The sequence below is a fragment of the Microbacterium sp. LTA6 genome (assembly GCF_045690355.1).
Classification (GTDB): domain Bacteria; phylum Actinomycetota; class Actinomycetes; order Actinomycetales; family Microbacteriaceae; genus Microbacterium.
Genome location: NZ_CP147855.1, coordinates 3,459,214 through 3,484,187, shown reverse-complemented (window position 1 = coordinate 3,484,187; position 24,974 = coordinate 3,459,214). Strand labels below are relative to the sequence as shown.

At 66.9% G+C, this 24,974-nt stretch carries 28 protein-coding genes; 20 read left to right on the top strand and 8 right to left on the bottom strand.

Features of this window, described 5'->3' with window-relative positions:
- Positions 1–12: 12 nt before the first annotated feature.
- Positions 13–1,569 carry a signal recognition particle protein gene (ffh, locus tag LTA6_RS16615; protein WP_341974972.1) on the top strand — a complete coding sequence of 519 codons (1,557 nt, stop codon included), beginning with the start codon at positions 13–15 and terminating at the stop codon, positions 1,567–1,569.
- 7 nt (positions 1,570–1,576) lie between these two features.
- On the opposite strand, the gene LTA6_RS16610 is transcribed toward ffh, so the two are convergent.
- Positions 1,577–2,494 carry an EamA family transporter gene (locus LTA6_RS16610; protein WP_341974971.1) on the bottom strand — a complete coding sequence of 306 codons (918 nt, stop codon included), beginning with the start codon at positions 2,492–2,494 and terminating at the stop codon, positions 1,577–1,579.
- Between the two features lie 78 nt (positions 2,495–2,572).
- On the opposite strand from LTA6_RS16610, the gene LTA6_RS16605 reads away from it, so the two are divergent.
- The gene (locus LTA6_RS16605) at positions 2,573–3,436 is read left to right on the top strand and encodes a LysR family transcriptional regulator (RefSeq protein ID WP_341974970.1); all 864 of its coding nucleotides are present in this window, start codon (positions 2,573–2,575) and stop codon (positions 3,434–3,436) included.
- 72 nt (positions 3,437–3,508) lie between these two features.
- On the opposite strand, the gene glpK is transcribed toward LTA6_RS16605, so the two are convergent.
- From glpK to LTA6_RS16590, 3 genes are all read right to left on the bottom strand, one after another.
- Complete coding sequence (gene glpK / locus LTA6_RS16600; protein WP_341974969.1) at positions 3,509–5,023, bottom strand: glycerol kinase GlpK; 1,515 nt, start codon at positions 5,021–5,023, stop codon at positions 3,509–3,511.
- A 41-nt stretch (positions 5,024–5,064) separates the two neighbouring features.
- On the bottom strand, positions 5,065–5,817 hold the full coding sequence (locus tag LTA6_RS16595; protein ID WP_341974968.1) for an MIP/aquaporin family protein: 753 nt from the start codon (positions 5,815–5,817) through the stop codon (positions 5,065–5,067).
- A 90-nt stretch (positions 5,818–5,907) separates the two neighbouring features.
- On the bottom strand, positions 5,908–7,617 hold the full coding sequence (locus LTA6_RS16590) for a glycerol-3-phosphate dehydrogenase/oxidase (protein WP_341974967.1): 1,710 nt from the start codon (positions 7,615–7,617) through the stop codon (positions 5,908–5,910).
- Between the two features lie 103 nt (positions 7,618–7,720).
- Here LTA6_RS16590 and LTA6_RS16585 point away from each other — a divergent pair, with 103 nt between their 5' ends.
- Positions 7,721–8,692 (top strand): sugar-binding domain-containing protein, encoded by a 972-nt coding sequence (locus tag LTA6_RS16585; RefSeq protein WP_341974966.1) that lies wholly within the window; start codon positions 7,721–7,723, stop codon positions 8,690–8,692.
- A 7-nt stretch (positions 8,693–8,699) separates the two neighbouring features.
- Here LTA6_RS16585 and LTA6_RS16580 read toward each other — a convergent pair whose 3' ends face one another.
- The gene (locus LTA6_RS16580; protein WP_341974965.1) at positions 8,700–9,857 is read right to left on the bottom strand and encodes a glutamate--cysteine ligase; all 1,158 of its coding nucleotides are present in this window, start codon (positions 9,855–9,857) and stop codon (positions 8,700–8,702) included.
- A gap of 209 nt (positions 9,858–10,066) precedes the next feature.
- On the opposite strand from LTA6_RS16580, the gene rpsP reads away from it, so the two are divergent.
- The 5 genes from rpsP to LTA6_RS16555 all read left to right on the top strand — a co-directional run bounded on the left by rpsP (position 10,067) and on the right by LTA6_RS16555 (position 12,744).
- On the top strand, positions 10,067–10,501 hold the full coding sequence (gene rpsP / locus LTA6_RS16575; protein ID WP_407358281.1) for a 30S ribosomal protein S16: 435 nt from the start codon (positions 10,067–10,069) through the stop codon (positions 10,499–10,501).
- Between the two features lie 5 nt (positions 10,502–10,506).
- Positions 10,507–10,737: an RNA-binding protein gene (locus tag LTA6_RS16570; protein WP_341974963.1), complete on the top strand. Its 231-nt coding sequence runs from the start codon at positions 10,507–10,509 to the stop codon at positions 10,735–10,737.
- A 1-nt stretch (position 10,738) separates the two neighbouring features.
- Positions 10,739–11,338 carry a ribosome maturation factor RimM gene (gene rimM, locus LTA6_RS16565; protein ID WP_341974962.1) on the top strand — a complete coding sequence of 200 codons (600 nt, stop codon included), beginning with the start codon at positions 10,739–10,741 and terminating at the stop codon, positions 11,336–11,338.
- 19 nt (positions 11,339–11,357) lie between these two features.
- Positions 11,358–12,059 (top strand): tRNA (guanosine(37)-N1)-methyltransferase TrmD, encoded by a 702-nt coding sequence (gene trmD, locus LTA6_RS16560; protein WP_341974961.1) that lies wholly within the window; start codon positions 11,358–11,360, stop codon positions 12,057–12,059.
- A 70-nt stretch (positions 12,060–12,129) separates the two neighbouring features.
- Entirely contained in the window at positions 12,130–12,744 is a 615-nt protein-coding gene (locus LTA6_RS16555) for a hypothetical protein (protein ID WP_341974960.1), read from the top strand.
- 7 nt (positions 12,745–12,751) lie between these two features.
- Here the strand turns inward: LTA6_RS16555 and LTA6_RS16550 are convergent, their stop codons facing one another.
- Both LTA6_RS16550 and map read right to left on the bottom strand, forming a co-directional pair.
- A complete protein-coding gene (locus tag LTA6_RS16550) occupies positions 12,752–13,345 on the bottom strand; it encodes a histidine phosphatase family protein (protein WP_341974959.1) in 594 nt (197 codons plus the stop codon).
- Between the two features lie 82 nt (positions 13,346–13,427).
- Positions 13,428–14,210: a type I methionyl aminopeptidase gene (map, locus tag LTA6_RS16545; protein WP_341974958.1), complete on the bottom strand. Its 783-nt coding sequence runs from the start codon at positions 14,208–14,210 to the stop codon at positions 13,428–13,430.
- Positions 14,211–14,319: 109 nt separating this feature from the next.
- Between map and LTA6_RS16540 the strand changes: the two genes are divergently transcribed.
- From LTA6_RS16540 to LTA6_RS16500, 9 genes are all read left to right on the top strand, one after another.
- Positions 14,320–14,820, top strand: coding sequence for an MFS transporter permease (locus LTA6_RS16540; RefSeq protein ID WP_341974957.1), 501 nt, complete (start codon positions 14,320–14,322; stop codon positions 14,818–14,820).
- A gap of 168 nt (positions 14,821–14,988) precedes the next feature.
- A complete protein-coding gene (gene rplS, locus LTA6_RS16535) occupies positions 14,989–15,339 on the top strand; it encodes a 50S ribosomal protein L19 (RefSeq protein WP_102192009.1) in 351 nt (116 codons plus the stop codon).
- A 118-nt stretch (positions 15,340–15,457) separates the two neighbouring features.
- A complete protein-coding gene (gene lepB, locus LTA6_RS16530; RefSeq protein WP_341974956.1) occupies positions 15,458–16,186 on the top strand; it encodes a signal peptidase I in 729 nt (242 codons plus the stop codon).
- On the top strand, positions 16,183–16,842 hold the full coding sequence (locus LTA6_RS16525; protein ID WP_341974955.1) for a ribonuclease HII: 660 nt from the start codon (positions 16,183–16,185) through the stop codon (positions 16,840–16,842). Before lepB ends, LTA6_RS16525 begins: the two co-directional genes overlap by 4 nt.
- 60 nt (positions 16,843–16,902) lie before the next feature.
- A complete protein-coding gene (locus LTA6_RS16520; protein ID WP_017830719.1) occupies positions 16,903–17,229 on the top strand; it encodes a DUF2469 family protein in 327 nt (108 codons plus the stop codon).
- Positions 17,230–17,360: 131 nt separating this feature from the next.
- Positions 17,361–17,723, top strand: a complete 363-nt coding sequence (locus tag LTA6_RS16515) for a YraN family protein (RefSeq protein ID WP_341974954.1) — start codon at positions 17,361–17,363, stop codon at positions 17,721–17,723.
- Positions 17,720–19,249 (top strand): YifB family Mg chelatase-like AAA ATPase, encoded by a 1,530-nt coding sequence (locus LTA6_RS16510; RefSeq protein WP_341974953.1) that lies wholly within the window; start codon positions 17,720–17,722, stop codon positions 19,247–19,249. The genes LTA6_RS16515 and LTA6_RS16510 overlap by 4 nt, the downstream gene beginning before the upstream one ends.
- A complete protein-coding gene (dprA, locus tag LTA6_RS16505; RefSeq protein WP_407358280.1) occupies positions 19,246–20,439 on the top strand; it encodes a DNA-processing protein DprA in 1,194 nt (397 codons plus the stop codon). The genes LTA6_RS16510 and dprA overlap by 4 nt, the downstream gene beginning before the upstream one ends.
- 136 nt (positions 20,440–20,575) lie before the next feature.
- A complete protein-coding gene (locus LTA6_RS16500) occupies positions 20,576–21,478 on the top strand; it encodes a tyrosine recombinase XerC (protein WP_341974950.1) in 903 nt (300 codons plus the stop codon).
- A 13-nt stretch (positions 21,479–21,491) separates the two neighbouring features.
- On the opposite strand, the gene LTA6_RS16495 is transcribed toward LTA6_RS16500, so the two are convergent.
- Positions 21,492–22,016: a M23 family metallopeptidase gene (locus LTA6_RS16495; RefSeq protein WP_341974949.1), complete on the bottom strand. Its 525-nt coding sequence runs from the start codon at positions 22,014–22,016 to the stop codon at positions 21,492–21,494.
- A 296-nt stretch (positions 22,017–22,312) separates the two neighbouring features.
- Here LTA6_RS16495 and rpsB point away from each other — a divergent pair, with 296 nt between their 5' ends.
- The 3 genes from rpsB to pyrH all read left to right on the top strand — a co-directional run bounded on the left by rpsB (position 22,313) and on the right by pyrH (position 24,908).
- A complete protein-coding gene (rpsB, locus tag LTA6_RS16490) occupies positions 22,313–23,224 on the top strand; it encodes a 30S ribosomal protein S2 (RefSeq protein WP_341974948.1) in 912 nt (303 codons plus the stop codon).
- Between the two features lie 49 nt (positions 23,225–23,273).
- The gene (gene tsf, locus LTA6_RS16485) at positions 23,274–24,101 is read left to right on the top strand and encodes a translation elongation factor Ts (protein ID WP_341974947.1); all 828 of its coding nucleotides are present in this window, start codon (positions 23,274–23,276) and stop codon (positions 24,099–24,101) included.
- A 90-nt stretch (positions 24,102–24,191) separates the two neighbouring features.
- Positions 24,192–24,908: a UMP kinase gene (pyrH, locus tag LTA6_RS16480; protein ID WP_341974946.1), complete on the top strand. Its 717-nt coding sequence runs from the start codon at positions 24,192–24,194 to the stop codon at positions 24,906–24,908.
- The last annotated feature ends 66 nt before the right edge of the window (positions 24,909–24,974 follow it).

Below are 24,974 nucleotides of genomic sequence, written 5' to 3'. Positions count from 1 at the left end.
ATTGTGGGCACCATGGCTACCTTTGGCACGCTCTCCGATCGGCTCACCGAGACCTTCCGCAATCTGCGCACGAAGGGAAAGCTCACTGCTGCCGACGTCGACGGCACCGTACGCGAGATCCGGCGGGCACTGCTCGATGCCGATGTCGCTCTCATCGTCGTCAAGGACTTCACCGCCAAGGTGCGCGAGCGAGCGCTCGGCGACGAGGTCAGCAAGGCGCTGAACCCCGCTCAGCAGGTCGTGCAGATCGTGAACGAGGAACTCGTGGCCATCCTCGGCGGCGAGCAGCGTCGACTGCAGTTCGCCAAGACCGCACCGACTGTCATCATGCTCGCCGGCCTCCAGGGCTCGGGAAAGACGACGTTCGCCGGCAAGCTCGCCAAGCAGCTCGAGAGCGAGGGGCACACGCCGCTCCTCGTCGCCGCAGACCTCCAGCGCCCGAACGCGGTGAACCAGCTGCAGGTCGTCGCCGAGCAGGCCGGCGCCACCATCTACGCACCCGAGCCGGGCAACGGTGTGGGTGACCCGGTCAAGGTCTCCCGCGACGGCGTCGAGCACGCCCGTCGGCACCAGCACGACGTCGTCATCATCGACACCGCCGGACGCCTCGGCGTCGACGCCGAGCTGATGAAGCAGGCATCCGACATCCGCAAGGCCACGAACCCGGACGAGGTCCTGTTCGTCATCGACGCGATGATCGGACAGGATGCCGTGAACACGGCGAAGGCCTTCCAGGAGGGCGTCGACTTCACCGGTGTCGTGCTGTCGAAGCTCGACGGTGATGCCCGCGGTGGCGCGGCACTCTCCGTGGCATCCGTGACCGGGCGCCCGATCCTCTTCGCCTCCACCGGTGAGCGTCTCGAAGACCTTGAGCCGTTCCACCCCGACCGCATGGCGAGCCGTATCCTCGACCTCGGCGACATCCTGACCCTCATCGAACAGGCCCAGCAGGCCTTCGATGAGGAAGAGGCCATGAAGATGGCCGAGAAGCTCGCAACCGAGCAGTTCACCCTGGAGGACTTCCTCGACCAGCTTCAGCAGATGAAGAAGATGGGCTCGATGAAGAAGATGCTGGGAATGCTCCCCGGCATGGGCCAGATGAAGCAGCAGCTCGAAGACTTCGATGACCGCGAGATCGACCGTACAGAAGCGATCATCCGCTCGATGACGCCGGGTGAGCGGCGCAACCCGAAGGTGCTGAACGGCTCGCGTCGACTGCGCATCGCGCGTGGCTCCGGGATGACGGTGACCGACGTGAATCAGCTCGTTCAGCGCTTCGAGCAGGCCGCGAAGATGATGAAGACCGTCGCGCGCGGCGGCACCCCGAACATCCCCGGAATGGGTGCGATGCCGGGCATGGGGCGCCCTGGCGCCTCCTCGAAGCGCGGCAAGAAGGGCAAGGCGGTCAGCGGTTCGCGCTCCGGGAACCCGGCGAAGCGGGCAGCCGAGAACGCCGGGCTCCCGACGGCGCAGCCGACCGGCTCCGGCTTCGGCCTCGGCGGTGGTGCGGCTCAGGCGCCGAGCGAGGCCGACCTCGCCGAGATCCAGAAGCTCTTCGGCAAGGGCTGAGCCGCGATCAACGGCCGACGGTGAGAGCCGTCGCGGCGTTCGGATCCACCAGCGGAGGTTGCGGGCTCTGGGCGGGGCGGACGGAGAGCTGTCCGCCGATCAGAGCGAGGAGTGCGATCGCGAATCCGACTGCCTGGATCGGCGTGAAGGACTCACCGGCGACGAGCGTTCCCAGGAGCGTCGCCACGACCGGGGAGAGCAAAGCGAGCAGACCGGATGCGATCATCGGCAGCTTCTGGATTCCGCGGAACCAGAGCGTGTACGCGATGATCCCGCCCGCTGTTGCCAGCCACAGATAACCCAGGACGGCTCCGCTGTCGATCGAAGCTGGCGTCCCCTCGACGAGAAGTGTGAGCGGGAGCAGGAGGAGGCCTCCGGCCGAGAGCTGCCATCCTGCGTAGGCGACGGGTCCGACGCCGACGGGCCGTCCCCATCGTTTGGTGAGGATCATGCCGAGCGCTGTGGCGGTGACGCCGCCCAGCGCAGCCAGGATGCCCAGTGCATCGAGCCGTGCCGCCGGGCCGAGCACGACGAGCGCGACACCGCCTGCGCCGGCCACGGCCGCCGCCGCGGTGATCGGCCGGATCCGCTCCTTCAGGACGAGAGCCCCGAGCGAGAGCACGATGAGAGGCTGGACCCCGGCGACAGCCGCGGCGACCCCTCCTGGCAGCCGTTCGGCGGCAAGGAAGAGGAGAGGGAAGAAGGCCCCGATGTTGAGCGCACCCAGTGCGAAAGACTTGAACCACCAGCCGCCGCGAGGGAGGGTCCGGCTGACGGCGACCGCGATGAGTCCGGCGGGAAGGGAGCGCAGAAGACCGGCGAACATCGGATGCCCGACGGGGAGCAGCTCGGTGGTGACGAGGTAGGTCGTGCCCCAGGCGATCGGAGCGAGTGCGGTGATCAGCAGGAGGGTCAGGCGGTTCATGCTTCCAGCCTGTCCAAACCGAGTTGATGAGTCCAACACATAGTTGTCACCGCATCCATGAAGAGCAATCATGAACGTATGGACCTTCAGCAACTGCGTTACGTCGTCGGGGTGGCCGATGCCTCGAGCTTCACTCGTGCAGCGGAGCGCTGCTTCGTCACCCAGTCGGCGCTGAGCCATCAGATCGCGGCGCTGGAGCGTGAGATCGGAGAGAGGCTCTTCGCGCGGACCAGCCGAAGTGTACGGCTCACCGAGCCGGGGGAGGCCTTCGTCAGGCAGGCGAGGATCGCGGTTGCCGCCGCGGATGCAGCCAGGGAAGACGCCGCAGCGGCTGCGGGCCACGTCGTCGGAACGCTCCGGCTCGGAGTGATCCCGACGGTCACGGCCGTGGATCTGCCGGCTTTGCTCGTGCGGTTCCGTGCCGCGCATCCTGCCGTGCGGGTAGAGCTTCGGGTCGGAAACAGCGACGCCCTCGTCCCCGCCGTGCAGCGCGGAGATCTTGACGTCGCGCTCCTCGGGTTGCACGAGGACAGCGTCCCGACGGGAGTGGAGGTGCGCTCGCTCTCCCGCGAACGTCTCGTGGTCGCTCTTCCGCGCGGACATCGGCTCGTCGGGCGCGATGCGGTGCTGGGGGATCTCGCCGGAGAGGTCTTCGCGGATTTTCCCGCGGGGACGTCCGGTCGGGCACAGAGCGATGCGGCGTTCGCCGCGGCGGGTCTGGAGCGCGACGTCGCGTTCGAGGCGGATTCTGCAGGACTCATCCTGGGGCTGGTCGCTGCCGGTCTCGCCGTCTCCCTCCTCGCACCAGGCACCGTCGCGACATCGCACGCAGACGTGGTGTCCGAACAGGTGCTCGATGGTCCGCATCGCGTCGAGTACGTCGCATGGGATGCAGCCTCACCCCGCAGTGTCGCGAGAGCCTTCCTCGCTGCGCTCGACTGACTCATCCGCGTTGCAGACGAAGAGGGCGGACCCGGAGAAATCCTCCGAGCCCGCCCTCTCAGCGATGCGAGATCACTTCACGTCGTCGTCGACCCAGTCCATCGACTTGGTGACGGCCTTGCGCCACAACCGCAGCTGGCGGTCGCGCTCGGCGTCCTCCATAGACGGCTCCCAGCGCTTGTCCTCCTGCCAGTTGGCGGAGAGGTCGTCCAGACCGTCCCAGAAGCCGACAGCGAGTCCGGCAGCGTATGCCGCACCCAGGGCCGTCGTCTCGGCGACGACCGGACGAACGACCGGCACGCCGAGGATGTCCGCCTGGAACTGCATGAGCGCGTCGTTGGCGACCATGCCGCCGTCGACCTTGAGCTCGGTCAGATCCACACCGGCATCCGCATTGACCGCATCGAGCACGTCGCGGGTCTGGTAGGCGACGGCCTCCAGTGCGGCGCGCGCGATGTGGTTCTTGTTGGCGTAGCGGGTGAGCCCGACGATCGCACCGCGTGCGTCCGGACGCCAGTACGGCGCGAACAGACCCGAGAACGCGGGAACGATGTAGACGCCGCCGTTGTCGTCGACCTGCTTGGCGAGCTCTTCGACCTCGGGAGCCGAGTCGATGATTCCGAGCTGGTCGCGCAGCCACTGGATCAGCGATCCGGTGACGGCGATCGAGCCTTCGAGCGCGTAGTGCGTCGGGCCGTCGCCCAGCTTGTAGCCGACAGTGGTGAGCAGCCCGTTCTTCGAGTGGACGATCTCCTCGCCCGTGTTGAAGATCAGGAAGCAACCGGTGCCGTAGGTGTTCTTGCTCTCACCGGTGTTGAACGCAGCCTGACCGAACGTGGCGGCCTGCTGGTCGCCCAGGATGCCGGCGATCGGGGTCTCGCGCAGGAGCGACGAATCCTCGGCCTTGCCGTAGACCTCGGAGGACGAACGGATCTCCGGCATCATCGAGCGCGGTACACCGAATGCCTCGAGGATGTCGTCGCGCCACTCGAGAGTCTCGAGGTCCATGAACATGGTGCGGGAGGCGTTGGTGACGTCGGTGGCGTGCACGCCACCGTCAACGCCGCCGGTGAGGTTCCAGAGCACCCAGCAGTCGGTGGTGCCGAAGAGCAGATCGCCGGCCTCCGCCTTCTCGCGAGCACCGTCGACGTTCTCCAGGATCCAGGCGATCTTCGTGCCGGAGAAGTACGTCGCCAGCGGCAGGCCGACGACCGGCTTGAAGCGCTCGACGCCTCCCTCGGCGGCGAGACGATCCACGATCTGCTGCGTGCGGGTGTCCTGCCAGACGATCGCGTTGTAGATCGGCTGCCCGGTGGTCTTGTCCCACACGACTGCCGTCTCGCGCTGATTCGTGATGCCGATCGCGGCGATGTCGTGCCTGGTGAGGTCGGCGCGGCTCAATGCCTGGCCGATGACTTCCTGGACGTTGCGCCAGATCTCGGCAGGATCGTGTTCCACCCAGCCGGCCCGAGGAAGGATCTGCTCGTGCTCCTTCTGGCCGGTCTCGACGATGCTGCCCTTCTTGTCGAAGATGATCGCGCGACTGGACGTGGTTCCCTGATCGATGGCGATGATGTAGTCAGCCATAGTGTTCTCCTTTGAAGTCAGAGTGGTGGACGGCGAATGGGTTACGCGAGGCCGAGCAGCGCCGGGGCTGCGAGAGCGGCGAGCACACCACCGATGAGCGGTCCGACGACCGGAACCCACGAGTAGGACCAGTCGCTGGAACCCTTGCCCTTGATCGGCAGGATCGCGTGCGCGATGCGCGGGCCGAGGTCACGGGCCGGGTTGATGGCGTAGCCGGTGGGACCACCGAGCGACGCGCCGATTCCGACGACGAGCAGGGCGACGGGCAGTGCGCTGAGCGGGCCGAGGCCTCCCGGCGTGCCGACCTCGATGTCACCATAATCTGCGAAGGCGAAGATCACGAACACCAGCACGAAGGTGCCGATGACCTCGGTGACGAGGTTCCAGCCGTAGGAGCGGATCGCGGGGCCGGTCGAGAAGACGCCGAGCTTGTTCGCCGGGTCCTCTTCGAGGTCGAAGTGCTGCTTGTACGCGGCCCAGCACACGATCGCGCCGAGGATCGCGCCGAGCAGCTCGGCGCCGGTGGCGACGAGGAACATCGTGAACGTGATCTTGCCGGCGACGAGGAGGCCGATTCCGACGGCCGGGTTGAGGATCGCGCCGGAGTATGCCGAGACGAGCACACCGGCGAAGACCGCGAGGCCCCATCCCCAGTTGATCATCAGGAATCCGCCACCGAACCCCTTGTTCTTCGCCAGCACGACATTGGCGACGACGCCGCAGCCGAGCAGGACGAGCATCGCTGTGCCCACCAGTTCCGAGAGGAAGTAGAGACCGAGATTGACTTCAGTCATGTCTTCATTGACCTTTCTTGCGTGTCATGGCCCCTCTGCCATGGCACTTGATAGAGAACGTCGCGAGGAGGGCGACGGTCGGATCTCTCGTCAGCCGCGGGTGCGGGACGAGAGGGTGAGTCCATGCCGATCGTTGAGGAGCGTGCGGGTCTGGTCCACTTCCGCGTCGTGGCGGCTGCGATCCCAGTCGAGCAGCTGTGCAAGTGCATCGGCCAGCTCATCGAGGACGGCGGTATCGGCGTGCCCGGTGAAGGCGATGCTGGTGCGACGGAGGATGACGTCCTCGAGACGGGCGACGAGCTCGTTCTCGACCATCCACGCGAGCTCGCGGGTGGACAGATCGCCGCCGGCGAGGGGAGCGTCATCCCCCTGCTCGATGAACGCCCAGACGTCTGCCGCACGTGTTCCGTAGCGGGTGAGGAGCTTCTCCGCCCGTTCTCCGGCGCCCGGCAGGTTCTCCTGGATCCAGATGCGCCGAGCTTTGGTCGTGCGCGGGAAATCGCGACCGCCGCCGATCGGGACGCCCACGGTGGAGACCTTGCGCGTGCGGCCCAGCAGGCCGAGAACCACATCGGAGAGGGATTCACCGAGTGCCCGGAAGGTGGTCCACTTGCCGCCGACGAGGCTGACCAGGGGAGCGGCGCCTTCGTTGTCGACTTCGATGCGGTAGTCCCTGGACACGAAGCCCGGGGCGGTGTCTTCATGGCGGGGGAGCGGGCGGATGCCGGAGAACCGGTACACGATCTGCTCGCGCGACACATTGATCTGCGGGAAGACGTGGTGGATCAAGTCGAAGAAGTAGTCGACCTCATCCTCCGTGCACACCGGCACCTCGCGAGGGTCGGCGTCGATGTCGGTCGTGCCGACGAGCACCTTTCCCTTGAGTGGGTAGATGAGGACGATGCGGCCGTCGGAGTGCTCGAAGAAGATCTCCCGGCCACGGGTGGCATCGAGGAGCTCAGGGTGGTCGAGCACGATGTGCGAGCCCTTGGTGCCGCCCATGAAACGGGTGTCCGCGCCGAGGGCGTCGTTGGTGAGATCGGTCCAGGGTCCTGATGCATTCACCACGACGTCGGCCGTGATGGTGAACTCCGTGCCGCTCTCCCGATCCCGCAGCACGACCTTGTCGCCGTCGCGGGCGATCGCCTCGACGTAGTTGAGCGCGTGCGCGCCGGTGTGCGCCGCACGGCCATCCTGCAGGACGTCGAGTGCGAGACGCTCCGGGTCGTGCATCGAGGCGTCGTAGTAGGTCGCGGTGTACTTGATGTGCGGGTCGAGCGACGGCAGTTCGGACAGCGAGCGCTTCCGGCCGAGGAAGCGGTGCCGGGGGACCATGCCGCCATCACGAGAGAACGTGTCGTAGATCATCAGCCCGACCTTGATCAGGAACGCGCCGCGCTCCTGAGGCTTGCCGCTCTTGTGCGTCAGGAAACGGAGGGGCGCGGAGAGGATGCCGGAGAAGGTGGAGTAGATCGGGATCGTGGTCTCGAGAGGCTTCACGTAGTGCGGCGCGATTTTCAGGAGGCCGTTGCGTTCCTGCACGGACTCGCGCACCAAGCGGAACTCACCGTTCTCCAGGTAGCGGATGCCGCCGTGGATCATGTGGCTGGATGCCGACGAAGCGCCGGACGCGAAGTCGCCGCGTTCGACCAGGACGACATCGACGCCCTGAAGGGCCAGATCGCGGAACGTGGATATCCCGTTGATCCCTGCGCCGATCACCAGGACGGACGTGCGCCCCGATTCGCGGACGTTGCGTACCTCGGCTCGCTCCGCCGACGAGTGTGTCTGATCGATCATCCTCGACCCCTTCTTCCTTGCTTGCGACCAGCATCAACCCGCACGAGCACGGTGCGCAACCCCAGTGCACATATGTGCAAGGATCGATTGCGAGGAGGACTTTATGGCGCACTCGGACGCACGACCCCAAGAGGCGAAACTGATCGCCGCGCTCACGGCGGCGCAGCTCTACTACATGCAGGACAAGACCATGGAGGTGATCGCGCGCGAGCTGCGCACCTCCCGATCGTCGGTCTCCCGTCTGCTGAGTTTCGCGCGGGAGAGCGGCCTCGTCGACATCCGCATCAACTCGCCACTCGAACGGCTGGGCATGCTGGAGCAGCGCATCCGAGACCGCTACCGGGTCGCCGCTCACGTCGTGCCGATGCCGGAGATCGTCAGTGAGATGGAGCGACTCGAGCGCGTCGCGCTCACAGCAGGGCGGCTGCTTTCGCAGTTCGTGGACTCCAACATGATCATCGGGATCGCGTGGGGATCGACCATCAGTGCCGTCAGTCGCGGGCTCACACAGAAGGAGACGCACAACACGACATTCGTGCAGCTCAATGGCGCTGGGAACACGCAGACGAGTGGTGTGGAGTACTCGAGCGACATCCTGCAGCGCTTCGGCAGCGCCTTCGGTGCCCAGGTGCAGCAGTTTCCGGTACCCGCCTTCTTCGATGACCCCTCGACGCGTGAGGCGATGTGGCGGGAGCGCAGCACACTCCGCGTGCTCGATCTCCAATCGAAGATGGACATCGCAGTGTTCAGTCTCGGCTCGCCGGCGGCCGAGGTGCCGAGCCGGGTCTACGTCGGCGGTTATCTCGGACGCGATGACTATCGGAGTCTTCGGGAGGACCGGGCGATCGGCGACGTGGCGACGGTGTTCTTCCGCGCGGACGGCAGCTGGAAGGACATCCGCGTCAATGCCCGCGCGACCGGCCCTGGTCTCGATCGCCTGCGCCGGGTGCCTCGCCGCATGTGCGTCGTCTCCGGCGTGCCCAAGCTCGTCAGCCTGCGTGCCGCGATCGCCGCAGAGCTCATCACCGACGTCGTGCTCGATGAGGGACTGGCACGTCAGCTGCTGGAGGGCTGAGCCCGCATCACCGGTGCTCCTCGGCGACGGACGACTCGGGACCTGAGCGGAACTCGCGGATGAGGTGCTGCACTACTGCGCCGAGGTCGCCGTCCGCGGCATCCGCGGCTGCGAGCTGTCGTGCATAGCTCGCCCCACCGTCGAGGATCGACGCGACACGACCGAATTCGCGACCGCAGTCGAGGTCCTGGGCGACCGGAGCGAGGTCCGACAGGATCTGGGCGAGGTGCTCGCGCACCGGCAGCTGGGTTCCGGCGGCATCGATGATCACCCGCGCCTCCAGGCCGTACCTCGCCGCCCGCCATTTGTTCTCCCGGTGATACCAGGCGGGAAGCTGGGGGAGAGGGAGCCCTTGATCGAGGCGACGCGAGAAATGCTCGACGAGGACCTGTGTGAGTGCGGCTACCGAGGCGAGCTCGGGAAGTGTCGACATGCCATCGCATGCGCGCACTTCGATCGTTCCCCAGCGCGGCGCCGGCCGGATGTCCCAGCGCACCTCGGAGGCATCGGCCATGACGCCCGTGCGGACCATGTCGTCGAGGTACGACTCGAACTCCGACCAATCGTGCAGGGGCCAGGGGAGACCGGCGGTCGGCAGCTGCTGGAAGACGAGCGCACGATTGGAGGCGTATCCGGTGCGCTCGCCCGCCCAGAACGGACTCGAGGCTGCCAATGCCTGAAGGTGGGGAAGGTAGGCGGCGAGGGCATTGACGAGCGGCAGCACCTTGGCCTGCGACTCGACGCCGATGTGCACGTGGATGCCCCAGATCATCATGTTGCGCCCCCACCATTGCGTGCGCTCGATGAGCGTGTGATAGCGGGACTTGTCGGTGACTCGCTGGTCGTACCACTGGGCGAAAGGATGGCTGCCTGCCGACAGCAGCTCGATGCCGGCCGGCTCGGTGGCGGCGCGGACGGCCGCGATCGCCTGCGCGATGTCGTCGACCGCATGGGCGACGGAACGACCGACACCGCTGGTGACCTCGATCGTGTTCGTGAGCAGTTCGCCGGTCACGGTGTGCCGTTCGTCGGCGCTCTCCGCTTCCAACGCCGCGAGCAACTCGGGCGCTCGGCCGACGAGATCGCCAGTGGCCGGATCAGCGAGCATGATCTCCCACTCCAGGCCGACAGTGGACCGGGCGGACGGGGCGAACTCGAGCTTCACGAGCACATTCTGGCACGCGGGCCAGGACGCGCCGCAAAGACCGTGTCGCCACGTTTCGCTCCTGGCGCGCGGATCTGGCAGAATAGAAGGTCGGACGACGTGCTCGACCCTCTATCCAGCTCGCGTCCACCTATTAGAGCTTCCGCCGGGTGTGCACCCCACTCTCCAGGCGATCGGTTCATTTTCCTTCCACACAATTCAGGAGAATCGTGGCTGTCAAGATTCGTCTCAAGCGCATGGGCAAGATCCGTGCGCCGTACTACCGCATCGTCGTCGCCGACTCGCGCACCAAGCGCGATGGTCGCGTGATCGAGGAGATCGGCAAGTACCACCCCACTGAGGAGCCCTCGTTCATCGAGGTCGACTCCGAGCGTGCGCAGTACTGGCTCTCCGTCGGCGCGCAGCCGACCGAGCAGGTCGCCGCGATCCTCAAGATCACCGGTGACTGGGGCAAGTTCAAGGGCGACGCCGACGCGAAGTCCACCCTCCGGGTCGCAGACCCCAAGGCCCCCTTCGAGATCGACGCGAAGAAGAAGTCCGTCGTGAAGCCGAAGGTGGAGAAGAAGGAGGCTCCCGCTGAGGAGACTCCCGCCGCCAAGGCCGACGCGGAGGCCGCTGAGGCCCCCGCAGCCGACGCAGAGTAATCGTCGTGCTCGCCGCCGCGCTCGAACACATCGTCAAGGGGATCGTCGATCACCCGGAGGATGTCCAGATCCACGCTTCCGCGTCGCCGCGAGGCGACCTCCTCGAGGTGCGTGTGCACCCCGATGACCGTGGACGCGTGATCGGGCGCGGCGGCCGCACCGCGAAGGCCCTGCGCACGCTCGTCACCGCCCTTGCCGACGGGCGTCGCGTCCGCGTCGACGTCGCGGACGACTGACGTGGTGCCGAACGAGCGAAACCAGGGTAAGAACCAGCTTCGAGTCGGACGCCTCGTCAAGGCCCATGGCCTCAAGGGCGGGCTCAAGCTCGAGCTGTACACCGACAATCCCGAGCGACGCTTCGTCATCGGGGCCGAGTTCACGTTGCAGGTGCCAGAGGCATCTCCGTGGCACGGCAAGACCATCACTGTGCGCGAGTACCGGGTCATGAACGGCAGCCCTGTCGTGTTCTTCGACGACGTCGATGACCGCAGCGGCGCCGAGAGCCTCGTCCGCGCGATCCTGTGGATCGATCAGGACAATGACGAAGTCGAGGACGACGCCTGGTTCGACCATCAGTTGGTCGGTCTCGATGTCGTCCGCGATGAGACCGTCGTTGGTCGCGTGGCGCGGGTCGAGCATTTCCCCGCTCAGGACCTCCTCATCGTGCGTTCCGGTGAGCGCGAGATCATGGTTCCCTTCGTCGCGGCCATCGTGCCGACCGTCGACGTCGCAGCCGGGCGCGTGATCGTCACGCCTCCTCCCGGACTCTTCGAAGAGCTCCCGGATGCCGCCGAAGACGATCAGGCGGACACCGCGGACGCCGAATCCGCCGAGTAGGCCCGGGACAGGTGCCGTTGTGCGCATAGATGTTCTCTCCATCTTCCCGTCGTACTTCGATGGGTTGACCCTCTCGTTGCTCGGGAAGGCGCAGGAATCCGGCATTCTCGACCTCCGGGTGCGGGACCTGCGCGACTGGACCAGCGACCGTCATCGCACCGTGGACGACACGCCATACGGTGGCGGTGCCGGCATGGTCATGAAGCCGGAGCCGTGGGGACTGGCACTCGACGAGGTCACTCGTGGAAGCGACGCTCCGACGATCATCTTCCCGTCGCCGGCCGGCGAGGTCTTCACGCAGAAGACCGCGCGCGAACTGGCCACCAGAGAGCATCTCGTGTTCGGCTGTGGCCGCTACGAGGGCATCGACGAGCGTGTCTTCGACTTCGCTGGCTCGCTCGGAGAGGTCCGTCTGATCAGCCTCGGTGACTACGTCCTCAACGGTGGTGAGGTCGCCACGATGGCGATGATCGAAGCCATCGGTCGACTCGTGCCCGGGGTCGTCGGCAATCCAGAGAGTCTTGTCGAAGAGTCCCATGAGGACGGACTGCTCGAGTACCCCTCGTATACGAAGCCGTCGGTCTGGCGCGAACATGCCGTACCGAGCATCCTGCTCAGCGGCAACCACGGGGCCATTGCCGCATGGCGACGTGATCAGCAGATCGAGCGGACACGACGTCGTCGGCCGGATCTCCTCGGCGACGAGCAGCCACCGCGCTGAGTCGTCCCCCTGTCTAAGATCGAGAAGCGGGCCCTGCTGAGGGCCTGCATCGGCGCCGGAGGGGGAACGCATGGGACTGTTCAGCAGGAAGAAGAAGGAAGCCGCACCGTCGTCCGCGGCAACGGTACCACCGTCCGAGCTCGTCGTACCGCTCATCGCCGGCCGGGCCTGGATGGAGGCGAACGAGGAGACGTTCAGCCGGATCCCTGGATTCCCGGACGAGGCCAGGCCGTTCGCGACGTCCATCTCGGAGGAGCTGTGGGTCACCTACGCCGTCGACCCTGAGGGAACGTGGGAACTCGTCCAGGGCGGTCAGGTCGCGGATTTCGGCGGAGCGGATGCTCTGCACTCAACGGCGCTTCGGAACATGGTCGCCCGGGTCGGATCCGATGTCGCGATCGAGGGCGGCAACGGGCGTTTCCGGCTCCACACGCCGTCCGAGCCGGACCTCGCCTGCTCACTGGTGCTCACGCCGGAGCTGTGGCTCTCCGAAATCGATCTCACAGGTGCAGCGATCGTCTGCGCGCCGACCCGCGTGGAACTGCTGGTGTGCGGTTCGGACGACGCTGATTCGGTGCAGGAACTCCGGAACTTCGCAACGGAGCTGTTCGAGGAGGCGCGCGGCAAGCCGGTGACGTCGGTCCTCCACCAGGCGCGACCGAGCGGGCTCGCCGTCTTCGCCTGAGCGCCCCTCAGAGCATGCGCTCGGTGCGGCGGTCGATCTCGATGACGACGCCGGGTGGATGCCGCAACGCCAAGGCGTGCGCAGGATCGAGGCCGCGCATTTCGGCACGCAGCATCCGTCCGATCATCTCGTGCGACACGAGCAGCGGCGGGCTGTCCGCAGCCCATCCGCACGCCGTCAGCGCGGCGCGAGCTCGACCGCGCGCCTGCGCGTAGCTCTCTCCGCCCGGAAACGACCATCCGTACCGATTGGCCGCACGATCTTCTCGGGCGCCGGGAAAAGCCGTGTCGATCTCGTCCCAGGTCATGCCCGCCATGTCTCCGTGATGGATCTCGGCGAGTTCTGGCACTTGGATGAGATCCGCGCCGATTCCTTCGGCGACAATGACGGCCGTTCGCAGCGCACGGCCGAGCGGACTGGAGCAGACGGTACGGATGCCGAGGCCCGACAGTCGCTTCACGAGGGTTTCGGCCTGAGCGATGCCGTCGGCAGTGAGAGGAGAGTCGAGTTGTCCTTGGAGGCGGTGCTCGCGATTCCAGACCGTCTGGCCGTGGCGGGCAAGATACAAACGCTCCGGCACATGGCGGTCCTGCGGGATCATGCACCCAGAATGGCATACATGCGGATTTGGCCACTCCAGCCCAATGGGGGCGTGGCTGCCCGCGGATCCGGCGTGAAGCGGATCAGTCGACGCCGAGGAACGAGCGGTCGGTGAGGATGATCGGCCCGTCTTCGGTGACCGCGACCGTGTGCTCGGAATGAGAGCCGCGGGAGCCGTCCGCGCTGCGCAGAGTCCAGCCGTCCGGGTCGGTGACGAGCTCATCGGTCGTCGCCAGGAGCCACGGCTCCAGCGCGAAGACCAGCCCAGCGCGCAGCGGAAAGCCCCGGCCGGGACGGCCGTCGTTGGGAATGTGTGGGTCGCCGTGCATGATTCGACCGACGCCGTGTCCGCCGAAGTCGGTGTTGATCGAGTAGCCCTCGCCGTGGGCGACGGCGGCGATGGATGCCGAGATGTCGCCGATCCGGTTTCCGATGACAGCGGCGGCGATGGCCGCATCCAGCGCGCGTTCCGTCGTGTCGATGAGTCGCAGATCCTCGTCGCGTGGCGTGCCGACGACGAACGACACCGCCGAGTCAGCGACCCAGCCGTCGACCGAGACCGCGAAGTCGAGGGACACGAGGTCACCATCGCGCAGTGTGTAGTCATGGGGGAGACCGTGCAGCACCGCGTCGTTGACGGAGGTGCAGATGACCTTGCCGAACGGGCTCGCTCCGAAGGACGGGTGGTAGTCGATGTAGCAGGACTCCGCTCCCGCCTTGCGGATCATGTCGTGCGCGCGGCGGTCGATCGACAGGAGATTCGTGCCCACCTTCGTCTCGTCGCGCAACGTCGCCAGCGTCTCGGCCACGAATCGTCCGGCGGCGCGCATCTCGTCGATCTCAGCAGGGGTGCGCAGTTCGATCATCGGGTTTCCTCTCGTCCCCTCCATTCTCGCCGATCAGCGCGCGGTGGTTGACCGGAAGCTCTCAGCGAAATCCGGTGATCGGGAGGTTTCAGCGGCGTAGCATCGCGGTATGTGGTTGCGACAGGCTTTCTTCCGCTGGCTCCTTCCGGCGGCGTTCCTGCTGCCGCTGTGGCTTCTGATCGGCTGGGGAGTGACCGGCGCCGGCGGTTGGGCGTTCCTGCTCCTGCTGATCTCGATGCCAGCCGTGTTCATCGGACAGCTCCTGCTGACGCTGCTGGTCCGATCGCGGCCGTCCGTGCGCGTCGAACGCGCGGTGTCGTGGTGGGACGTGGCCGGATTCACGCTCTGGCATGGCCTCACCATCGCGATCGGGTTCTTCCCGCAGGCGTGGTTCGGCCTCCTGCTGACCGGTGCGATCGTGGTCGGAATCGCGCTGTTCTGGTTGATGCTGTGGCAGTTGTGGAGTGAGGCGAAGGGCAGCGGCGCCAGCATCCGATACTTCACCACGGCGACCGTCGATGCGCCTGCAGACGTCCCGACGACCCCGACGAGGTCGACCGCGGACGGCGAAGTCTTCATCATTCAGGAGAAGCCGGCAGCTGACCGCTGACCCGTGGTTTGGCCGCGTGCGGCATCCATGGCAGAATAGGTCCTTGTGCCGTGACCGGCTCTGCCTCAGGGGAGTCCGCGGACGCGATTGCACCGTGCGGCACATACCCATTCTTGTTCCTTCCAGCATCATGCATCCGACCTGTGGCGAGTGCAGAGAGAGACGATCATGCAGATCCTCGACGCCGTAGACGCGGCTTCCCTTCGTTCCGACATCCCTGAGTTCCACCCCGGTGACAACGTCAAGGTGCACGTGAACATCACCGAGGGCAACCGCTCCCGTATCCAGGTCTTCCAGGGGGTCGTCATCGGCCGCCAGGGCGACGGCGTGCGCGAGACCTTCACGGTCCGCAAGATCAGCTTCCAGGTGGGCGTCGAGCGTACCTTCCCGGTGCACAGCCCGGTGATCGACCACATCGAGGTCGTCACCCGTGGTGACGTGCGCCGCGCGAAGCTGTACTACCTCCGCAACCTCCGCGGCAAGAAGGCGAAGATCAAGGAGAAGCGCGACAACCACTGACGCGCAGACTTTTCAAAGCACCCCGGGACACGATGTCCCGGGGTGCTTTGTTGTGTCCGAGATATGCGACCCTTGTATGTGCCGTCTCAGAACGGTGCTCCACCGGTGAAGGAAACTGATGACGACTGACTCCGCCCGCGCGGCCGCAACCAGACGGCGACGAGGGGTTCTTGTCTTCCTCCGCGACGTTGTGGTCATCATCGTCATCGCGGCGCTCGTTTCGTTCGTGGTGAAGACCTTCGTCGTGCGTTCGTTCTACATCCCGTCGGCCTCGATGGAGCGCACGCTCCTGATCAACGACCGGATCCTCGTCGACGAGCTCACACCGCGTTGGACCGACTACGAGCGCGGCGACATCGTCGTGTTCAAAGACCCGGGCGGCTGGCTGGCCGCACAGCCGCAGACACCGGCGCGTCCGCCACTCGTCGAAGCAGTCGACTGGGTTCTGACTTTCGTCGGTCTCTCCACCTCCGATGCCCAGGACCACCTGGTCAAGCGTGTGATCGGCCTGCCGGGCGACCATGTCGTCTGCTGCAACGCGCTCGGTCAGATCACCGTCAACGGCGCACCGATCGACGAACTCGACTACCTCAATCTGCCCCAGGGAGACACCGCGGCCTCGAATGAGGCTTTCGACGTCGTCGTACCGGACGACTCCCTCTGGCTGCTGGGCGACAACCGTGATCGCTCACGTGACTCACGGGCGCACCAAGAGCTGCCCAGCGGCGGCTTCGTGCCGTTGCCGAACGTCGTCGGCAAGGCCTTCTTCACGACCTGGCCACTGGATCGCCTTGGCACCATCGACGGCCACCACGACAGCTTCAACGGCGTTCCGGATCCGGAATGACCGTCGTCGCACCGAAACTCACCCTCGAACGCTCGCTGCTCTCCGAATGCGAGCTGATCATCTCGCTGGATGAGGTCGGCCGCGGCGCGCTGGCCGGCCCTGTCGCGGTCGGTGCGGCGGTGATGGATGCTGCAGGGGCGCGTCGGCGCGTGCCGGAGGGGCTCCGCGACTCGAAGCTCGTCACGGAGAAGCGGCGGCCGGACGTCGCCATGCGCGCTGCCGCGTGGGTGCAGGCGTCGGCTGTGGGCTGGGCGACCGCGGCGGAGGTCGACGAGGTCGGCATCATGCGTGCGCTGGGGCTCGCCGCATCGCGGGCGGTGCAGAGCGTCGTGGATCAGGGCGCGGCGCTGCAGAACGCACTGGTCATCCTCGACGGCAACCACGACTACCTCTCCGCGGTCCATCCGGAGCCGCTCCGAGTGCGCCCGGTGATCAAGGCAGACCGGGACTGCGCTTCGGTGTCAGCAGCATCGGTGATCGCGAAAGTCGCCAGGGACAGCCTGATGACAGACCTGCACGAGACCTACCCGATGTACCAATGGGACCGGAACAAGGGCTACGCCAGTGCGGAGCACCGGGACGCGATCCGGGCGCTCGGGCTGTCCCCGTATCACCGTGCATCGTGGGCGATCACGGACGCCCCCACCCTGTTCTGATGCACCGTCCGGGCCGTCGAGGCGGCGGGGGAGCGGCAAGCCTCCTAGGATGGAGTCATCATGGATGAGGAAGCCTTCGACGACTACGACCGCGAGCTCGAGCTTGCGCTGTTCCGGGAGTACCGGGACGTCGTGTCGCAGTTCCAGTACGTCGTCGAGACCGAACGCCGGTTCTATCTGGCGAACGAGGTGAATGTCGTCCGCCGTGACACCGAGCACGACTTCTACTTCGAGATCTCCATGACCGACGTATGGGTGTGGGACATCTACCGCGCAGACAGATTCGTCAAGGCGGTCCGAGTTCTCACGTTCAAGGACGTCAACGTCGAAGAGCTCCAGCGCCGAGAGTTCGAACTGCCGCAGGAGCTCTCCCTCGACGGAGAGTGACCCCTCGTCCGTGCCGGCCGGTGAGGCGACCACTTCTGCACAGGATGCCGCTTTCACGACCTTTCCGCATCGGCCGTGATCACGCTCTGATTCGGGCTCGCTGAGTCATTCTCGCAGACGATGCTGTCGTCATGGCAGCGAAGGATGACCTCGGCAGAGCCGGTGAAGAACGGGCCGCACGGCACCTGATCGACCTCGGGTACACGGTGCTGGACCGCAACTGGCGGTGCGCACAGGGCGAGCTCGACATCGTGGCGGTGCGAGGCGCGCATCTCGCGGTCATCGAGGTGAAGACTCGTCGGTCGGCCGCCTTTGGGCATCCGTTCGAGGCGATCGACGGACGCAAACGCCGGAGACTGTGGCAGTTGGCGCATGCCTGGGTCGAGGCGCATCCTGATCTCGCACGTGCGCGCTCGGTCCGGCTGGAAGCCATCGGCATCATCGGTGCTGATCCCGCGTGCGGCGAACTCGAGCATCTGGTGGACCTGTCGTGAAGACAGCTCGGACGTGGGCGGTCGCGCTGACTGGTGTGGACGGGCATCTGGTCGAAGTCGAGGCCGATCTGTCCAATCAGACGCCGGAGTTCAAGATCATCGGGCTGCCGGACAAGTCACTCGGCGAGGCGGTGCAGCGCGTGCACAACGCCTGCAAGAACGCCGGACTCGACCTTCCGCGACGCCGGCTGACGGTCAATCTGTCGCCGGCGAGCCTTCCCAAACACGGATCCGGTTTCGATCTGGGGATCGCGATGTCGACGCTCGCTGCCGGGGGATCGGTGGACCGGCGCTCGATCGGACGGACAGTCCACATCGGTGAGCTGGGGCTGGATGGTCGCATCCGTCCGGTGCCCGGAGTGCTTCCGGCCGTGTTCGCAGCGGCGAGGGCGGGATACGAGCAGGTGATCGTGCCGCACGCGAATGAGGCCGAAGCACGGTTGGTGCCGGGCATCGAGATTCGCGCCGCAGCGTCTCTCGCGCAAGTCGCGGCGTGGCATGGCGCGGATGTCGAGGTTCCGGAGGTGGATCCGGTCGGCATGGCATCTCGGACGGTCGTCGAGGATGAGATGATCGACCTCGCCGATGTGGTCGGCCAGGAGGACGCGGTCCACGCTCTGATCGTCGCGGCCGCGGGTGGGCATCACATGCTCCTCAGCGGACCCCCCGGCGCAGGCAAGACGATGCTCGCACGGCGCCTTCCGGGAATCCTCCCGCAACTCACTGAAGCCGAGGGGCTCGAGGTGGCGTCGATCCGCTCACTCACCGGTGAGGCGATCACCGCCCTCGAGTTGCTCCCGCCATTGGAGTCGCCGCATCACAGCGCATCGGTGGCGGCGCTGGTCGGCGGTGGGTCCCGGGTGGCCAGGCCGGGAGCGATCGTGCGGGCGCACCGCGGGATCCTCTTCTTGGACGAAGCCGCAGAATTCTCGCGCGTCGCGCTCGACGCCCTGCGCCAGCCGCTGGAGTCCGGCACGATCGAGGTGAGCAGAGCAGGATTCACGGCGTCGTTCCCGGCCCGCTTCCAACTGATCCTGGCGATGAACCCCTGTCCCTGCGGCAACTACGGGATCCGGGGCGCTGAATGCATCTGCCCGCCGATGGCGATCAGGCGCTATGCCTCGCGGCTCTCAGGACCGCTCCGGGACCGTATCGACATCGAACTGCAGGTCGCGCGAGTCGCGGCGTCCCGCGCGACATCGGGCGTCAGCGCTGAGGTGAGCAGTGCGGACGCACGCGCTCAGGTGCTGGTCGCGCGCGCATGCGCCGCAGAACGCTGGTCGGGGACGCCGTGGCGCTGCAACGCCGAGGTTCCGGGGACGTGGCTTCGGCAGGGAGCACTGCGCCTGGAGCGCGATGCGCGGGCGCCGTTGGATCGCGCGCTCGAGCGCGGTGCGTTGACCCTGCGCGGATACGACCGCGTGTTGCGACTGGCCTGGACGATGGCAGACCTCAGTGGGATTGGAAGACCCGGACGAGACGAGGTCGGACGCGCACTGTTCCTGAAGAGAGGACTGACCCCATGATGGATTCGCTGCTCGACGATGCCGCGACGATCGCGGCACTACGTGCGCTGCGCCCCGACGGCGACACGGAGGAAGACATCGCGCGAGCGGCATGGTCGCTCATCGCCGAACCGGGCGACGGCGTGGCCGGCGCGCTCATCGCGGACCTCGGTGCCGGCGCGGCCCTCCGTTTTGCTCTCGACGGTGAGCACGGCACAGACCGGCTACCGGCAGCGACCGAGCGGACCTCCCGAGCCCTTGCGGAGGCCCGAGCGCGCTGGCGGCCGCGCGCTGACCTGCGGGCGGTCGGCGACGTGCTGCGCGCGGCCGGACATGTCGGAGCCGCTCTATTGGTTCCCGGTGACGCGCAGTGGCCGACGGCACTGGATGAGCTGGGCGACCATGCGCCGTCCGTACTCTGGGTTCGCGGCGATCCCGGTCTTCTCACCGCTGGGCCGAGAGTCGCGATCGTCGGGGCGCGGGCGTCCACAGGATACGGCGATCACCTCGCCGCCGAACTGGCGGGAGACCTGGCATCCGACGGTGCCGTCATCGTCTCCGGTGGCGCCTACGGGATCGATGGGGCGGCACACCGCGCTGCACTCGGGGTCGGCGGCGCGACCGTCGCGTTCCTCGCCGGAGGCGTCGACCGCGCGTACCCCAGCGGGCACCAGCAGCTGCTGGGAAGCATCGTGCGATCGGGGGCTGTCGTCAGCGAGCTGCCGTGCGGGGCCGCCCCGACGAAATGGCGCTTTCTGGCCAGAAACCGACTGATCGCCGCACTCGCTGAGGCGACGGTGGTCGTGGAGGCCGGATGGCGCAGTGGCTCGTTGAACACCGCAGGGCACGCCGCAGCACTCGGGCGTCCGCTGGGCGCCGTTCCCGGGCCCGTGACTTCTGCTGCCTCGGCTGGCTGTCACCGGCTCCTCCGCGAGTACGACGCCCGGTGCGTCACGTCGGCAGCGGAGGTGAGAGAGCTGTGGGGCGCGGATGCCGCCGGTCCCGTCGTCCCGGATCGGGGCGACCCCGACCAGGTCCGGCTCGGAGATGCGCTGAGTACGCGGTCGGCACGCTCGCCGCAGGACCTTGCCGCTCGTTCGGGCCTGACACCGGCACGAGTGATCACCCTACTCGGGTTGCTCGCGCTCGAGGGCGCCGTGGTCCGGGAGGAGAGCGGATGGCGGGCGTCCACTGCGAGGGAGCGAGGGTGATGCACTCGGGCGGAGATCGAGGCGACCTCGACGAGAGGCGTCGCCGAGACGGGCCTCGCCGTCCACGCGAGGAACGGAACCGGGCGCTGCGGCGGGGCACGCACGGGATCGGGTCTGCTTTCGGCATCCTGGACGGATGGAGCTGTCCGCCGCGGCCGAAGCGTTCGCCGACCACCTGACTCAGGTGCGCCGGTTGTCGCCCGCCACGGTGCGCGCCTACCGGTCCGACCTCCGTGATCTGAGCGCCTCCACAGGCGAAACCGACGTCCGAGCCGTCGACCTCGAGATGCTGCGCGAATGGCTCTGGAAGGCGACGCAGCGCGGCGACGCCCGTTCGACGCTTGCGCGACGTGCAGCGGCTGCTCGCTCCTTCTTCACCTGGGCGAAGGACGAAGAGCTCGTGGCGCACGACCCGAGCCTTCGTCTGATCGCTCCGAAGCGCGGACGCACACTTCCCGTCATCGCATCACAGGACGCGATGACCGCTCTGCTCGACGAACACAGACGAGCGGCGAGCGAGGGCGAACCGATCGCGCTGCGGGATCACGCGATCCTCGAACTCCTCTACGGGTCGGGCATCCGCGTCTCCGAGCTGTGCGGCCTGGATATCGACGACCTCGACCTCGATCGCGGAACCGCGCGCGTGCTCGGAAAAGGGGCGAAGGAGCGGGTGGTGCCATTCGGCGCACCCGCACGTGCAGCAGTGGAAGCCTACCTCCGCCGTGGTCGTCCGGCTCTGATCGCCCGCAGCGAGAGCGCAACGCCCGCACTCGTCCTCGGCAGCCGCGGGGGGCGAGTCGGCCCGCGGACCGTATACACCCTGGTCGCTCGAGTGCTGGGGCCGATCATCGGAGCGGAGACGATCGGCCCGCACGCCCTGCGGCACACCGCCGCGACCCACTTGCTCGACGGGGGAGCCGACCTGCGCGCGGTGCAGGAGATCCTCGGCCACGCGAGCCTCGGCACCACTCAGATCTACACGCATGTGTCGGCCGAGCGTCTCGCCGCCACGTACCGTCTCGCGCACCCACGCGCCTGAGGCGAGATCCGTCTCACAGCGGCGCGCAGCACGGCAGCAGCACGGCACGCGGCACCGCGCCGAACAGCAGCATCGGGTTGATGTACTCTCCGTCGAGCCGGACGCCGAGATGCAGGCTCCCCGGCCGCGCGTGGCCGCCGATGTCGGCCACGCCGATCACGTCGCCCGCGGCGACGGCATCGCCGGGAGAGAGCGTCGACAGCAGCGGTTCGAATGTCGAGACAAGACCTCCGCCGTGGTCGATGGTGAGAAGCGGGCGGTCGACCACCGTGCCGCGAAAGGCGACGACCCCGTCGGCCGGTGAGCGGACCTCCCCGCCTCGCGACGCCGCGATATCGACGCCGCGATGGCCGGCGCCGTACTCGTGAGCCGGAGCCCGATAGGGCACGACGACCTCACGCGGCGCTTCCAACGGCCAGCTCCACGTCGGGAGGTCATCAGAGTCGGGCCTCGCCTCGGCGCCGGCTGCGGGAGCGGCCAGCAGCAGGAGCGTCAAGACGATGCCTATCGCCATCCGTCGGTGGTGAGGATCGTACATGCAGACCAGTCTGCGGAGTGATGATCACCAGCGATGCCGTGAGGTGCGCGAATGGGGGAGAGGTCCGTTCCTGCAACGGCTGTGCAGAGGATCTCGGCGCGCCGCATCCTGTACACTGGACGAGCACCTCGATATCGGGGTGACTACGCGTGCCCAGAGCGACTTCAGTCGTGGCATCCACACCCACAGGTCCCACTCCATGAGCGGGCGGGTGTGCGCCGGGTACCAGGAAGTCCGATCAACAGATCGGCAGACAACCTCAACGGCGCTGAACGCGCCAGAACCAGGAGACGACCATGGCTGTGGTCACCATCCGCCAGCTGCTCGACAGCGGCGTGCACTTCGGACACCAGACCCGTCGGTGGAACCCGAAGGTGAAGCGCTTCATCCTCACTGAGCGCAGCGGCATCCACATCATCGACCTTCAGCAGTCGCTGGGCTACATCGACAGCGCCTACGACTTCGTCAAGGAGACCGTCGCACACGGCGGCACCATCCTCTTCGTCGGCACGAAGAAGCAGGCTCAGGAGATCCTCGCCGAGCAGGCGACCCGCGTCGGCCAGCCCTTCGTGAACCAGCGCTGGCTCGGTGGCCTCCTCACCAACTTCCAGACGATCTCCAAGCGTCTTGCACGCATGAAGGAGCTTGAGGAGCTCGACTACGAGACCCCGGCCAACAGCGGCTTCACCAAGAAGGAGCTCCTGCTCAAGAAGCGTGAGCTCGACAAGCTGCACAAGTCGCTCGGTGGTATCCGCAACCTGACCAAGACGCCTTCGGCTCTGTGGGTCGTCGACGCCAAGCGCGAGCACCTCGCCATCGACGAGGCCAAGAAGCTCGGCATCCCGGTGATCGGCATCCTCGACACCAACGCCGACCCGGATGACTTCCAGTACCCGATCCCCGGCAACGACGACGCGATCCGCTCCGTCTCGCTGCTGACCCGCATCATCGCCGACGCTGCGGCCGAGGGCCTGCAGCAGAAGCACAACCCGGAGACCGGCGACGCTGAACCGCTGGCCGACTGGGAGCGCGAGCTTCTCGAGACTCCGGCTGAGGACGCCGCTGCCGAGACTCCGGTTGTCGAAGCCGAGGCTCCTGCAGCCGAGGTCGTCGAAGCTGAGGCGGCCGAGGTCGTCGAGGTCGAGGCTCCCGCTGCCGAGGTCGAGGCTGACGTCGAGGCTCCGGCCGCAGACGCCGACGCCAAGTAATCCCCGCCAAAAACTCGCACACACATCACGAAGCAAGGAGCCACCACACATGGCCAACTTCAACATCGCTGACCTCAAGGCGCTGCGTGAGCAGCTCGGCACGGGAATGGTCGACACCAAGAAGGCGCTCGAGGAGGCTGACGGAGACGTCGCGAAGGCCACCGAGATCCTGCGCCTGAAGGGTGCGAAGGGCAACGCCAAGCGCGCTGACCGTTCCACCAGCGAAGGCCTGGTCGTCGCACGTGAGCAGGACGGCGTCGTGACGCTCGTCGAGCTCGCCTGCGAGACCGACTTCGTCGCGAAGAACGATCGCTTCATCACGCTGGCCGACAAGGTCGCTGACGCTGTGGCCGCCGTCAAGGCGGACTCGGTCGAGGCTGCACTCGCCGCCCCCGCCGGCGCTCAGACCGTCGAGCAGCTGATCTCGGAAGAGGCAGCGATCCTCGGCGAGAAGGTCGAACTGCGCCGGGTGCGCACGATCGTCGGCGACAACGTCGAGGTCTACCTGCACCGCACCAGCAAGGACCTGCCGCCGCAGATCGGTGTCGTCGTCGCCTACTCGGGTGACGACGCCGAGACCGCGCGCAGCATCGCCCAGCACATCTCGTTCGCCAACCCGTCGTACCTCGCTCGCGAGGACGTCCCGGTCGCCGACGTCGAGAAGGAGCGTGAGATCGTCACCGAGATCTCGCGCAACGAGGGCAAGCCGGAAGCGGCTCTGCCCAAGATCGTCGAGGGCCGGGTCTCCGCGTTCATCAAGCAGGTCGCCCTGCTCGAGCAGGACTACGCGAAGGACAACAAGCTCTCTGTCGCCCAGGTGGCGAAGGACGCCGGTATCACCGTGACGGACTTCGCGCGCTTCAAGGTCGGCGCGTAGCACACGAGAAGGGGTTCGGATCAGCATGATCCGAACCCCTTCTTCATGCCCTGAGGGCACTATCTTGAATGTGACGAGAGGACAACATCCATGACCGAACGCACCGGACGCCGCCGCGTCCTTCTCAAGCTCTCCGGGGAGGCCTTCGGCGCAGGTCAGCTGGGCGTCAATCCCGACGTGGTGAGTCAGATCGCGCGCGACATCGCTGCGGCTGTCGACCGGGTCGAGATCGCGGTCGTCGTCGGCGGAGGCAACTTCTTCCGCGGTGCGGAGCTCAGCCAGCGCGGAATGGATCGCGGGCGCGCGGACTACATGGGCATGCTCGGCACGGTGATGAACGCCCTTGCGTTGCAGGACTTCCTGGAGCAGGCGGGGGCCCCGACGCGGGTGCAATCCGCCATCTCGATGACTCAGGTCGCCGAACCGTACATCCCGCTGCGCGCGGAGCGGCACATGGAGAAGGGTCGCGTCGTGATCTTCGGCGCCGGCGCCGGTCTGCCGTACTTCTCCACCGACACCGTCGCAGCTCAGCGCGCTCTCGAGATCGGCGCAGAGCAGGTGCTCGTGGCCAAGAACGGCGTCGACGCGATCTACACGGCAGATCCGAACAAGCACGCGGATGCCGAGCGCATCGAGCGCGTGACCTACCGGGAAGCGCTCCAGCAGGGGCTCTCGGTCGTCGACTCGACCGCGTTCAGCCTGTGCATGGACAACAACATGGACATGCGCGTCTTCGGCATGGAGCCGGCGGGCAACGTGACCCGTGCGCTGCTCGGTGAACCGATCGGCACGCTGGTCACGTCCTGAGCGTCTGAGCGGGCGGAGATGACTTCGCCCGATAGAATTTCCAGAACACCCCGACGATAGGAGTCA